Origin of the sequence: Nemorincola caseinilytica (assembly GCF_039540515.1) — a bacterium.
Lineage (GTDB): Bacteria > Bacteroidota > Bacteroidia > Chitinophagales > Chitinophagaceae > Nemorincola > Nemorincola caseinilytica.
Genome location: NZ_BAABFA010000004.1, coordinates 311028 through 323542, shown reverse-complemented (window position 1 = coordinate 323542; position 12515 = coordinate 311028). Strand labels below are relative to the sequence as shown.

Annotated in this window: 11 protein-coding genes; 6 read left to right on the top strand and 5 right to left on the bottom strand. The window is 51.2% G+C overall.

Translation table 11 applies throughout. The annotated features are described in order from the left end of the window. Nucleotides 1–41 precede the first annotated feature (41 nt). The gene (locus tag ABD843_RS02145) at nucleotides 42–443 is read right to left on the bottom strand and encodes a hypothetical protein (RefSeq protein ID WP_345077798.1); all 402 of its coding nucleotides are present in this window, start codon (nucleotides 441–443) and stop codon (nucleotides 42–44) included. A gap of 167 nt (nucleotides 444–610) precedes the next feature. Here ABD843_RS02145 and carA point away from each other — a divergent pair, with 167 nt between their 5' ends. The 4 genes from carA to ABD843_RS02125 all read left to right on the top strand — a co-directional run bounded on the left by carA (nucleotide 611) and on the right by ABD843_RS02125 (nucleotide 4060). Then, the gene (gene carA, locus ABD843_RS02140) at nucleotides 611–1720 is read left to right on the top strand and encodes a glutamine-hydrolyzing carbamoyl-phosphate synthase small subunit (protein WP_345077795.1); all 1110 of its coding nucleotides are present in this window, start codon (nucleotides 611–613) and stop codon (nucleotides 1718–1720) included. Between the two features lie 163 nt (nucleotides 1721–1883). Next, complete coding sequence (locus ABD843_RS02135) at nucleotides 1884–2234, top strand: hypothetical protein (RefSeq protein ID WP_345077792.1); 351 nt, start codon at nucleotides 1884–1886, stop codon at nucleotides 2232–2234. 286 nt (nucleotides 2235–2520) lie between these two features. Then, nucleotides 2521–3468, top strand: coding sequence for an arginase (locus ABD843_RS02130; protein WP_345077789.1), 948 nt, complete (start codon nucleotides 2521–2523; stop codon nucleotides 3466–3468). A gap of 85 nt (nucleotides 3469–3553) precedes the next feature. Then, the gene (locus ABD843_RS02125) at nucleotides 3554–4060 is read left to right on the top strand and encodes a cupin domain-containing protein (RefSeq protein ID WP_345077787.1); all 507 of its coding nucleotides are present in this window, start codon (nucleotides 3554–3556) and stop codon (nucleotides 4058–4060) included. A 5-nt stretch (nucleotides 4061–4065) separates the two neighbouring features. Here ABD843_RS02125 and ABD843_RS02120 read toward each other — a convergent pair whose 3' ends face one another. From ABD843_RS02120 to ABD843_RS02105, 4 genes are all read right to left on the bottom strand, one after another. Continuing rightward, nucleotides 4066–5421, bottom strand: coding sequence for a peptidylprolyl isomerase (locus ABD843_RS02120; protein ID WP_345077785.1), 1356 nt, complete (start codon nucleotides 5419–5421; stop codon nucleotides 4066–4068). A gap of 128 nt (nucleotides 5422–5549) precedes the next feature. Beyond that, entirely contained in the window at nucleotides 5550–6680 is a 1131-nt protein-coding gene (locus ABD843_RS02115; RefSeq protein ID WP_345077783.1) for a DegT/DnrJ/EryC1/StrS family aminotransferase, read from the bottom strand. Beyond that, nucleotides 6680–7288, bottom strand: coding sequence for an acetyltransferase (locus ABD843_RS02110; protein ID WP_345077781.1), 609 nt, complete (start codon nucleotides 7286–7288; stop codon nucleotides 6680–6682). Before ABD843_RS02110 ends, ABD843_RS02115 begins: the two co-directional genes overlap by 1 nt. Next, nucleotides 7285–8514, bottom strand: coding sequence for a pyridoxal phosphate-dependent aminotransferase (locus tag ABD843_RS02105; RefSeq protein WP_345077780.1), 1230 nt, complete (start codon nucleotides 8512–8514; stop codon nucleotides 7285–7287). The genes ABD843_RS02110 and ABD843_RS02105 overlap by 4 nt, the downstream gene beginning before the upstream one ends. Nucleotides 8515–8679: 165 nt before the next feature. Here ABD843_RS02105 and ABD843_RS02100 point away from each other — a divergent pair, with 165 nt between their 5' ends. Together ABD843_RS02100 and ABD843_RS02095 are read left to right on the top strand one after the other, a co-directional pair. Then, nucleotides 8680–11709: a sensor histidine kinase gene (locus tag ABD843_RS02100; RefSeq protein WP_345077779.1), complete on the top strand. Its 3030-nt coding sequence runs from the start codon at nucleotides 8680–8682 to the stop codon at nucleotides 11707–11709. Nucleotides 11710–11773: 64 nt separating this feature from the next. Continuing rightward, entirely contained in the window at nucleotides 11774–12514 is a 741-nt protein-coding gene (locus ABD843_RS02095) for a LytR/AlgR family response regulator transcription factor (RefSeq protein ID WP_345077776.1), read from the top strand. Nucleotide 12515: the final 1 nt, after the last annotated feature.

The following is a 12515-nucleotide window of genomic DNA, read 5'->3' as shown; positions in this document are numbered from 1 at the left end:
AATTAAAACCAAGGTGACCAAGAAGCAAAGTAATATACATCCTACTTTACCTTGGAGATTTTGTATATTATCTTATCAGGAAAGAGGTTGGATGTAGCGACCTGTGTATATGTATCGCCTATTACCTCGGTGATGGTATTGGTAAGCACCATGTTCCTGCTCAGGTCTTTCGTGTTATTATCCGGGTCTCTTATCACCCTTGAGAATGTGAGCTCATAGGTACATTCCTCTATCCACCTGATGTGCAGTTCTATGGTACAGTTCTGCGAGGGTATGATCTCCACCTGTACCGAATCGTTGCGCTCTATGATGGTCTTACCTATTTCGCTTACCATCTCGAATCTTCCCTTCCTGAACTTCTGACAGTTCATTTTTCCACCCCTGTCCCTGCCCTGCGACATGATGGGTAAAAGCAGTAGTGCTGCTATGGCATATATTTTCATGGCCCAAACATATAGAAATTTTACAAAATCATACCAAAACAAAAGCAGGAAACAAGTGTACTCACCCCGGTGCTACGAACTGATGTGGATAATTAAAACAAAAGATAGGCAGAGATGAAGAGTACTCTTCTTATTTTAATGTTACCTTTGCGCAATTTGTTTTTTCAATGACAGCTACACGAACTAATTCCCCTGCATGGCTGCTGCTGCAGGACGGCACTTGTTTTGCAGGTACATCTTTTGGCGCGAAAGGCACGGCAGGTGGCGAAATATGCTTCAATACGGGTATGACGGGCTACCAGGAGGTATTCACCGACCCATCGTACACGGGACAGGTACTGATAATGAACAATGCCTATACGGGCAACTATGGCGTGAAGAACGATGATGTGGAGAGCGACTCGGTGAAGATAAGCGGCCTCATATGCAAGAACATGGCCCACCGCTACTCGCGCATGGTGGCCGACGACGGCCTGGAAAGCTACCTTACCAGGAACAATATAGTGGCCATATACGACGTGGACACCCGCGCACTGGTGCAGCACATACGCAGCAAGGGCGCTATGAACTGTGTCATATCGACAGAGCATTCGGAGATAGAGGCACTGAAGGCAGCACTGGCCAATGTGCCGGATATGGCAGGGCTGGAGCTTTCGTCGCAGATATCTACAAAGGAGCCCTACCATGTGGGCAAGGCCGATGCGCCTATACGCATAGCCGTGATGGACTATGGCGCCAAGATAAACATACTGAAATGCCTGGCCGACAGGGGCGCATACCTGAAGGTATTTCCCGCGAAGACGGGTATAGAAGAGCTGAAAGCCTTTGAGCCGCATGGCTACTTCATATCTAACGGACCGGGCGACCCTGCATCTATGAGCTATGCAGTAGATACCGTAAAGGATATACTGGCCACAGAGAAGCCCCTGTTCGGGATATGCCTGGGACACCAGTTGCTGGCGCTGGCCAATGGTATACCTACCTTCAAGATGCACCACGGCCACCGTGGGCTGAACCACCCGGTAAAGAACCTGGTAACAGGCCGGTCGGAGATAACGACGCAGAACCATGGCTTTGGCGTAGACCCAGAGGCCATAAAGAAGTGCGACCATGTGGAGATAACCCATGTGAACCTGAACGACGGATCGATAGAGGGTATACGCCTGAAGGGAAAACCTGCCTTCTCGGTACAGTACCACCCCGAGGCTACGCCCGGGCCACACGATTCGCGCTACCTTTTCGATGACTTCCTGAAAATGATAGAGGAAAGTATGTAACTGATACTTTTTCGCAAAATGATACAGCCCCGCCATCAATAGGCGGGGCTTTTTTTGTATACACCTGTGATTTATATAGATCATTCGCTGAACCGTATAACACATACGGCTCATATGGTAGCGAACTTTACAGCAGTAAATCGCTAACCAAAAACCAACAGCTATGAAACACAACACCCGAGTAAACGACCCTGCATTTATGCGTTTTCTGAGGAGAGTAAAGATGAGTGTACTAGTACTGACCCTGATGTTATCCGGTATCTCTTTTAATGCCGCCGCTGCCGAAAAGGTCCTGACCAAAGAACAGACCGAGGCAAGGGTGCTGGCCATAAAAGAACGTGTGACCGAGATACAGGCCATGGACATGGAACACATGTCGCGCCTGGAACGTAAGGAGATCCGTACCGAACTGAAAAATATGAACAAGGAGCTGCGCCAGATGCACCCTACATATATATACATATCTGGTGCCGGGCTGCTGCTCATCATCATACTGCTTATACTGCTGCTATAAGCCGAACCGTGCTCTAACAGGCATAATATCATGTTCTCTCTCAGAAGAGACAATTGAAAACACACAGCTCTCCGGTCTGCCCCGGCGGAATAATATTCAAAGGGGTAGCACCTGTGCCTATTTTTCCTTTCCAATTATCACCATAATCATTACCTGCTCACGATCCGCGCTTCCGGCACAGAAGCGCGGATCGTTCTTTTATGCCTGGCCCAAAATACTATCCTATACATGCATGTATACCGTACCGCTACATACAGATAGGCGGGAAATAGCTATCTTTGGGCGTATGCGTAATATAAAGATACTGGAAGTACGCTCGGAGATAGGCGCGGGCACAAGGGGCGCAAGCCTGGGTGTGGATGCCATAAAAATAGCCGCGCTGGACTTCATGAGCAATCTTTTCGTGAATTTCCCATCGGAAGTCGTAGAGACGGAGAACAGGCTGCTGTACGAACCTGTGGCATCGCCCTATGCGAAAAGGATACAGGGTATACATACTATGTACGAGCGGGTATCTACCGCAGTGGCCGATACTGTACGGTCGGGTATATTTCCGCTGGTGCTGGCGGGCGACCACAGCACTGCAGGCGCTACCATAGCCGGCCTGAAAATGGCCAAGCCCAAGCGCCGCCTGGGCGTGGTATGGATAGACGCACATGCAGATATGCATTCGCCCTACACTACCCCATCGGGCAATATGCATGGCATGCCGCTATCCATATCTATAGCCGATGACAATGTAGAGAACCGGATACACAACCCCGATGCGCAGACCACCGAGTTATGGCGCAAGCTGAAGAACATGGGCAAGATAGAGCCGAAAGTGCTGCCGGAGGATATAGTGTTCATAGCCCTGCGCGACTATGAGAAGGAAGAAGAGGCGCTGATAAAGAAGCACAATATAAAAGTGATACCCGTGGCCGAGGTGCGCCGCAAGGGTGTGGAAAGCATAGTAAGGCAAACATTCCTGCACCTGTCTAACTGCGACGATATATATGTGTCGTTCGATGTGGACAGCCTGGACAGCTCTATATCGCGCGGAACGGGTACACCCGTAAGCAATGGACTGAAGGAGCGCGAGGCAGAGGACCTAGTGGCCTCTTTCATGCAGCACCACAAGATATGCTGCTTCGAGATAGCAGAGGTGAACCCCACCCTGGACAAAGAGAACCTGATGGCCGAGATAGCCTTCAACATACTACAGCGCAGTGTGAACCTGCTGATGTTGAATTAGCCGTGAGCAGTAAAGGAACATAAACAAAACAGGCGCGATGATCGCGCCTGTTTTGTTTTTAGGAAGTATAAAGTAGTTTTACCGTATGTCTGACAGGATAAGGAATGCCGGCTATTGGAAAGAAAAGCTGCAACTGACGAGCCATCCCGAGGGAGGCGCGTATGGCGAGATATACAGGGCGGCAATGGTACTGCCGCAGAGTGTGCTGACCACTATGCATAATGGCGACCGCAATGCCATGACAAGCATCTACTTCCTGCTGGGCGAGGGAGAATATTCGGCCTTTCACCGTATAGCATCAGACGAGCTGTGGCACCACTACGATGGCGATACCCTGTGCGTATACGAGATAACGCCCGATGGCGTGCTACACACTCATTTTCTGGGCCTGGAGGATGGAGCCATACCTTTTGCGGTCATAAAGGCAGGTAGCTGGTTCGCATCGCGGGTAGCGGCAGGTGGCAGCTATACCCTGTGCGGCTGTACAGTAGCGCCTGGCTTCGACTTTGCAGATTTTGAGCTGGCCAACAGGACCGATCTACAGGCACAGTACCCGCAACATGCTGCATTGATAGCAGAGCTCACACCTTAAGGGAATTACTCTTCGCGTACCACCCAGTCCTTCAGTATCTGGCAGTCGCGGAACTCGGGGGCTATCCACAAGTAGAAGGTAGGGGCTTTCTGCTGCACCCAGTCCTGTATCTTCTTTTGTTTCTTCTGCTGCAGGGCCACGTCCTGTATACGGCCATAATCCTCTTTCAGGTTGGCACGGTGCGGCTCGGTACGGCTGCGCATATATACTATACGGCAAGAGCGTTCGCGCATCTCGTTCATATACACATGTGGGGCCGATACGCTGCCGGGCTTCAGTGTGTCCAGCATCAGTATCATATCGCGGTCCAGGCGGGTCACATCCAGCTCGGTATTGCCTGTAGTGGGGTCCATCACCATACCGCCCGTACGTTTTGCAGCCTCATCGGTAGAGAATTTGCCCACAGCCTCGGGGAATGATATACGGCCCGACACAATGAGGTTCCTCACGCTATCCAGCTTTGCGATGGCCTTATTGTAGTCTGAAGAAGTGATGGTGGGTTTTATGAGTATATGACGAAGCTCGGCCTCATCGCCCTTGCGGTTCACCATCTGTATGATGTGGTAGCCGAATTTGGTCTTTACTATAGGCGATATCTCACCGTTCTGCAGCTTGAAGGCCGCATTTTCGAACTCGGGTACGAACTGGCCATTGCGTTTTACCTCGTAACGGCCACCCTCATCGCGGCTGCCCGGGTCTTCGCTGTATATGCCCGCTGCGGTCTCGAAGCTGAGCTTGCCTGTAATGATGTCGGCCTTTATATCCTCTATCTTCTTGTGGGCATAATCATCCATTTCGGCGCTCACGGGCGGGTCTATCACTATCTGTCCTACCTCTACCGATGCCGGGAAGAGCGGCAGGCTATCTACGGGTATCTTCTTGTAGAAGGCATCTACTTCGGCCGGCGTTATCTTCACATGCTCCAGCACCTGGCTCTGCACCTTCTCGGCCAGCATCTGCTCGCGCACCACATCGCGGTAGTCTTCTTTCAGTTGGTAAACGGTCTTGCCCGATACCTGCTCCAGCTTTTCTTTAGAGCCGTATAGCTGGGTGAAGTAGCGTATACGGTTATCTAGCTGGCCTTCCACATCCTCATCGGTCACGGCCACACTGTCACGGTCGGCCTGCTCTATGAGCATCTTCTGCAGCACCATGCTGTGCAGGAGTACACAACGCGATGAGTCGCTGAAGTCGGGGTCCTGCTGGCGTGCCTGTGCCACCTGTATATCCAGCTCGGAAAGCTGTATGATGCGGTTGCGGCCGATCTTGATGATTATCTTGTCGAGCACCTGGGCCGTGCACAACTGTGTACCACCCATAGCCAGAACGAGGAATAAGATACTTTTGCTAAAAATATTCATGAAAATATTACTATGATAAGCTAACGGGCAAATTTAGCTTATTTGTATGCTATATACCCGTAACAGGCTGAATTTAACTTTATATAAAACCCTCTCCCTTGGAGAGGGAGGTGGGTTCCGGTATTCACTTAGTGTAATACTGAATTGATGACCGCGAACACACGCTGCAGGTCGTCCTCTGTGAGGTTGGAACCCGAGGGCAGGCACAGACCATTTGCGAACAGCATATCGGACACACCGCTACCATAGTAGGGGTACTGCTCGAAGATGGGCTGCAGGTGCATGGGCTTCCACAGCGGGCGGGACTCTATATTGTCCTTATCGAACGCCAGCCTCAGGTCTTCGCGTGTGGCGCCGGCCTGAGCAGGGTCTATAAGAATGGTAGAGAGCCACCTGTTGCTGTAATAACCGGCAGGTTCCGGCGCCATAGTGACGCCCTTTTTGCCTGCGAAGACCTCTTTATAGCGGTCGTATATGGCGCGGCGCCGCGCGATACGGTCCTGCAATACCTGCATTTGCCCACGGCCCACACCTGCGCACAGGTTGCTCATGCGGTAGTTGTAGCCTATGTGCGAGTGCTGGTAATGAGGCGCCTCATCGCGGGCCTGTGTGGCCAGGAAGCGGGCCTTCTGTACCAGTTGCGCATCGGCGGCGGCAAGTGCACCACCACCCGATGTGGTGATGATCTTATTGCCATTGAACGAAAGGGCCGATATGGCACCGAAGGTACCACACATGCGGCCATCTATAGAAGAGCCTAATGCCTCGGCAGCATCTTCCAGTACCGGTATGGCATAGCGGTCGGCCACCTCCATTATCTCCTGCATACGGGCGGGCATACCATAGAGGTGTACGGGCATAATGGCTTTGGGCTTTTTGCCTTTGGCCATCCTGTCTTTTATGGCGTCTTCCAGCAGGGTGGGCGACATGTTCCAGGTGCCGGGTTCGCTATCTACGAATATGGGTATGGCGCCTATGTACCTGATAGGATTGGCAGTGGCAGAGAAAGTGAAACTCTGGCAAATGACCTCATCGCCGGCCTCTACACCCAGCAGCACCAGCCCCAGGTGAATGGCTGCAGTACCCGAACTGAGAGCGGCCACATGCGCCCCCGAACCCAGGAAGGTCTCGAGGTCCTTCTCGAAGCCGTTCACATTCGGCCCAAGAGGGGCTATCCAGTTGGTATCGAAGGCCTCTTTTACGAAGCCCTCCTCTGCGCCGCCCATGTGGGGCGATGACATCCATATCTTTGAACTCATTATAAGGGGTCTTTTATCTTTATGACTCTGGCGGGATTGCCTACGGCAGTAGCATGGTCGGGTATATCGCGTATCACTACTGCGCCCGCACCTATGGTACACCATTTGCCTATGCGAATGCCCTGTATGGCCACTGCACCACCGCCAAAGTGCGTGCCCTCGCCTATATGCACATCGCCGCTTAGGGTGGCATTGGGCGATACATGCACATAGTCGCCCAGTACGCAGTCGTGGTCTATAGATGCGCTGGTGTTCACAATGCAGTGCTTGCCTATTCGGGTATCGGCATTGATGGTGGCCCCGGCCATGATAACTGTACCCTCGCCTACCGTAGCACGGCGGGAGACACGCGCATGGGCATGTATGGCCTTCACGAAACGCAGCTTGCCTTCCAGCAGGCCGGCCACCTTTTTGCGGGTGGCGTTCACACCTATGCTTATAACGGCCTCGCGGTCTTCGGTGCCGGGAGTAGAAAAAGGCTTTTGTACCGGGTACTGCCACATAGGGGGCTTATCGGCATCGTCCCACACCTCTATGTCGGTGATGCCGTTGCTTTCCAGTATCTCTATTATGACCTTGCCGTGTCCGCTGGCTCCGTATACTATCATGCGTGGCTTTGTTCGCTTACAGGCCTGTGAGCAGTTATTTTGTTGTACTCGTGCAGGGCGGCCTCCAGGCAATCCATGGCCTTGTTTATGGCCTCGGTATTGAGCACATAGGCCAGGCGCACCTCGTTGCGCCCCTTGCCCGGTGTGGCATAGAAGCCTGCTGCAGGCGCCATCATCACTGTAGCGCCCTCGTGAGAAAAACTCTCCAGCAGCCACTGGCAGAACCGCTCGCTGTCGTCTACCGGCAGCGCTGCTATGGCGTAGAAGGCACCACCGGGATTGGGGCAGGTGACCCCTTCCATGGCATTGAGGCGTTTTATGAGCAGGTCGCGGCGCGATGTGTATTCGGCATGTACCTCGTCAAAGTAGTCGGCAGGCAGGTCTACCGCGGCCTCGCCCAGTATCTGTGCGAAAGTGGGCGGGCTCAGGCGGGCCTGGGCGAACTTCATGGCAGCATCTATCACCTCCCTGTTGCGGGCAACGAAGGCGCCTATCCGGCCGCCACATGCGCTGTAGCGCTTTGATATGGTATCGAGCAATATGGCATTATTCTCCAGGCCGGGTATAGACAGTGCAGAGATATGTTTACGACCATCGTAGCAGAACTCGCGGTATGCCTCGTCGCTGAAGAGGAAGAGGTCATACTTCAGGCATATGTCTTTCAGCACGTTCAGCTCTTCGGCGCTATAGAGGTAGCCCGTAGGATTGTTGGGGTTGCATATCATGATGGCCTTGGTACGCGGTGTGATGGCCTTTTCAAAATCGCTGATGGGCGGCAGTGCAAAGCCCGTTTCTATCCCTGATGGTATGGGCACCACCTTTACGCCAGAGCTGGTAGAGAAGCCATTATAGTTGGCATAGAACGGCTCGGGAATGATCATCTCATCGCCGGGATCCAGGCAGCTCATGATGGCGAACATTATGGCCTCCGAGCCACCTGTGGTCACTATTATATTGGCAGGTGTCACATCTATGCCGTTGCGCACATAGTATTCGGCCAGCTTTTTGCGGTAGCTTTCAAAACCGGCGCTGGGGCTGTACTCCAGCACTTTCATATCGGTATGGCGTACGGCATCCAGTATCACCTGTGGTGTCTCTATATCGGGCTGGCCTATATTCAGATGGTATACTTTGGTACCGCGTTTTTTTGCCGCATCGGCAAAAGGCACCAATTTGCGTATGGGAGAAGGCGGCATATGTGCGCCGCGCGATGATATTGAAGGCATAAAGACAAAGGTATATCAAAACGATATACATCGAAAACAGCGGAAAGGCAATTTATAACGTACCAACGGAATTTTGTCTATTATTATGTTCTGATGACCCGTATGCGACACCTTCTCTTTATATATCCTCTTTTTCTTTTATCGTACAGGCGCTATGGCATGTGCATGGCCGTTCTTTTGCTGTGCATCGGCACCCATGCGCAGGACATTTCCTCGTTCAACCTCAATTCCAGGAACGGCCTGCCGTCGGACCACATATACAGCATGACAGTGGACCGGTCGGGCTACCTGTGGATATGCACCGACCGGGGCGTAGTGAAATACAACGGCTATGAATGCAAACAATTTTCTATGGCTACCGGCCTGCCATCGGAGGATGTGTGGGGACTGACAGAGGACCTGACAGGTAAATTGTGGCTATCGTTCAGCTCTGACGAGATAGGATTCATATACAATGACAAATATACCAAAGCCATTACCCCTGGCATGAAAGGCCCCATATTTCCGCATCATGTATCGCGGTACGACAGTGGTATCATCTTTTGCAATCCCTTTTATAACGATAAGCGGCATGAGACCATCTTCATGAATCGTAACGACACGATGTACAGCTACCCCATCACTCACATACCCTTCAGAAAACCCAAAGACAGTTTTCCACCTATACCGACCATATCTATAAACTTTGACAAGAAAATATATGTGATGCTATGGGATTCCATATATGCCCTGGAGGGGATGGAAAATATTCTGAAAGGCCACCCGGAAAAAATAACGGCCAGGACTATACACCTCAAGCCGGTACGAATGTTAGAAATGGCCGGGAAGTATCTCATGTTCCCTATGAAAGGGCACTTGGTGAACCATAGCACCGGCGGAATATCTGATGACCTGGAGCTATACAGCATAGGAAAGGGTACCTTTTCAAAGGTATCTCTATCGAAACTGGGGATAGATGAACCGATAGAATACGCAGGATACAACAACTCGCGGCCCGACCACCAGAACACCTTGCAGGTATACACCAGGCACCATGTGGCCAAGTTCGAAATAACGGACACCGGCATAACCGGGTCTTCGGTCTTTGACATCAGGAGGCTCACCAGCAAAAGAGTGGATAAGGACAGGGTGACCGCCTATAGCGAGGGTACCATATGGGACACCTGCCTCAGCACCAATGCCAGCGGTGTATTCATGCTGGGCAGTGCATCGCGATACAAACCTCTGCCGCTGGAACTTGACGGATTCAAAGTAGCCGGAACGATAAATGACAAAGATGCAGTATGGTGGAATGGGGCCACCAGGATACTGCTGATAATAAGAGACGGGCGCATAATGCACAGGCACTACATACCTGTGACCACACAGATAACCGATATACTGTCTGTGAATAAGGATACGATACTATTGGCAGGTTCGGAGAATCTTTATCTGTATGGGAAAGATATGATCAGTGCACCGCAGGGTGACTATTATTATCTAAAGAACATAAAGGCGATAGAACGAGGAAAAGACAGCACTACCCTCTGCATAACCCGCGTAGGGGCTTATGACCCCGACCTGCAAAAAGGAAAAGAGGGGTGGCAAAAGGTATTCATAGATGTAGACAGGTATGACAATATAGTGTATGACAACATGAGGAACCTGATGTGGGCATACAATCATAAAAAAATACTGCTCTACAACAGAAAGACCACGTCCTTTCTCTACAACACCGATATACCGGGCCTGAAGGGAAAAATAGAAAAGATATGCATAGATGCCCGGCATGGCAATGTATTCATCAAAAGCATGGATATGATACTGAACTATGACCCCGGAACGCGGCGGTCGGCAAGGATATTTCCGAACCTGAACACGCGTAAGGTAGGCATAGACATATGCAAGAACACACTGGTAGTATATGGCGAGTTCGGCGTGATGTTCGCGCTGATAACGGGCAAGGGCACACTATCGGAACCTATAATATACCACAATACGAAAAAGACATTCTATAAGAAGCACTGGGACCACAGCATAACCGCAGGCAAGATGATACTGCAGACAGATAACGGGCCGTTCCAGATAACCATACCCGATGAGGGCGAATTTGCCCATGTGGAAAAAGGAGCCTATGCCCCCCGGCACAAGCTGCTGATGACCTACGGGAACACCACCCGGCACCTGCGACATAACGATACACTGGGAATGACCCAGAACGACCGTACGCTGCACCTGGACATTGTGAACCCCATGGGCAATGGTAATGTGACCTACTGGTACAAGCTGCCCGACGATAGCCTGTGGCGCAGCACCGCCGAAGGAGAGATGACCATGCCGGACAGGTATACCCCCGACAACTACTACGAACTGTGCATGTACTATGCCGACGACGCATGGAAGGGGAATGTTGTAAAAATGCATGTGTACATAGTACCTCATTGGTGGCAGACAAAGACCATGAGAACCATGATATGGGTAAGCGTGATACTGCTGGCCATATCGGTGATAGTGCTGTCCATAGTCATCACGAGGCGGATGGTGCTGCGTGCTACACAGAAGAAACAACTGCAAATGGAAATGGAGCTAAAGGCCATATATGCGCAGATAAACCCGCACTTCATCTTCAACACACTTACATCGGCGCTGCTGCTGGTGAGCAAGAACAAGATGGACGAGGCGTACACGCATATATCTAAATTCTCGAAACTGCTGCGCAGCTACCTTCGATCCTCGCGCAACAAATACATACTCCTTACCGATGAGATAGACAACCTGAGGAACTATACAGAGCTACAGCAGACACGGTTCAAAGACAGGTTCGCATGCGACATAATAGTAGACGCCGAACTGGAGCACACGAACATGAAGATACCCTCGCTGCTGATACAGCCATTCGTAGAGAACGCCATAAACCACGGCATGCTGCACAGCGCTGTGATAGGGCACCTGACCATAGAGTTCAGGAATGTGGCAGAGAAGAATATGATACAGTGCATAGTGACCGACAATGGCATAGGCAGGGAGCAGGCACGAGAGAACAAAATGAATTCCACCACCACGCTGGACTCATATGGCAACTTGCTTATAAAAGACCTGGTGAGTATCTTTAACAAGTACGAGGACATGAAAATAGAGATAGCCTACGAGGACAAAAGGCCGCCGGAGACCGGCACCGCGGTGATCATATCCATCACCAACCCACCCAGGGAATGACCCTGCAGCACAGATGAACGATAAGAACACAACACTATCAACTACACTATAAAACACCAGGCCAATGAACCAGTACAGATGCGCCATTGTAGACGATGAACGCGATGCAATAGAACTTCTATCGAGCCGCATTGAGCAGCTTTTCGGCAATATAGAGGTAGCAGATACTTTCTCTTTCTGGAAGGACGCCCTGCCAGCCCTGCGCAACAATAATTACGACATACTCTTCATAGATGTGTCTATGCCCGAAAAGAGCGGCTTCGACCTGCTGAAACTACTGCCGGGGCTGGACCTGGAGATCATCTTTGTGACGGCCCACGACAATTTCGCGCTGAAAGCGTTCTCGTTCTCGGCCACGGGCTATGTACTGAAACCGATAGACGATGAAGAGCTTTCTACGGCCATAAACAAAGCGCTGGAACGTATAAACAACAAACATGCAGCAAAGAGGCAGACCACTAACCTACCCGTCATCACGGCGGCCACTACCGATAAGGTGCGCATACCCAACAACAGCGGTATAGACTATGTGAACGTGAACGACATCATATACCTGGAAAGTGTGAACAAGTGTACCATAATAGTGACCGGCAAGGCCAAATACACCAGCTCTGCCAACCTGGGCACATACAAATACCTTACCGACGACCATTCTTTCTTCCAGGTACACAGGGCTTTCATCATAAACCTGAACTGCGTAGTGCGCTATGAGTCGGCAGGGGTGGTGGTGATGCAGGACAAGACCGAAGTACCCATAGCCAGGAACATTCGGCAGGAATTCCTGCAACTGTTCGACAAAAAGTAGG

What these genes read in the sequence shown, in the direction of transcription:
- ABD843_RS02145 (WP_345077798.1), bottom strand. Translation starts at nt 443, where the DNA reads ATGAAAATATATGCCATAGCAGCACTACTGCTTTTACCCATCATGTCG.
- ABD843_RS02130 (WP_345077789.1), top strand. Translation starts at nt 2,521, where the DNA reads ATGCGTAATATAAAGATACTGGAAGTACGCTCGGAGATAGGCGCGGGC.
- carA (WP_345077795.1), top strand. Translation starts at nt 611, where the DNA reads ATGACAGCTACACGAACTAATTCCCCTGCATGGCTGCTGCTGCAGGAC.
- ABD843_RS02105 (WP_345077780.1), bottom strand. Translation starts at nt 8,514, where the DNA reads ATGCCTTCAATATCATCGCGCGGCGCACATATGCCGCCTTCTCCCATA.
- ABD843_RS02120 (WP_345077785.1), bottom strand. Translation starts at nt 5,421, where the DNA reads ATGAATATTTTTAGCAAAAGTATCTTATTCCTCGTTCTGGCTATGGGT.
- ABD843_RS02125 (WP_345077787.1), top strand. Translation starts at nt 3,554, where the DNA reads ATGTCTGACAGGATAAGGAATGCCGGCTATTGGAAAGAAAAGCTGCAA.
- ABD843_RS02135 (WP_345077792.1), top strand. Translation starts at nt 1,884, where the DNA reads ATGAAACACAACACCCGAGTAAACGACCCTGCATTTATGCGTTTTCTG.
- ABD843_RS02110 (WP_345077781.1), bottom strand. Translation starts at nt 7,288, where the DNA reads ATGATAGTATACGGAGCCAGCGGACACGGCAAGGTCATAATAGAGATA.
- ABD843_RS02095 (WP_345077776.1), top strand. Translation starts at nt 11,774, where the DNA reads ATGAACCAGTACAGATGCGCCATTGTAGACGATGAACGCGATGCAATA.
- ABD843_RS02115 (WP_345077783.1), bottom strand. Translation starts at nt 6,680, where the DNA reads ATGAGTTCAAAGATATGGATGTCATCGCCCCACATGGGCGGCGCAGAG.
- ABD843_RS02100 (WP_345077779.1), top strand. Translation starts at nt 8,680, where the DNA reads ATGGCCGTTCTTTTGCTGTGCATCGGCACCCATGCGCAGGACATTTCC.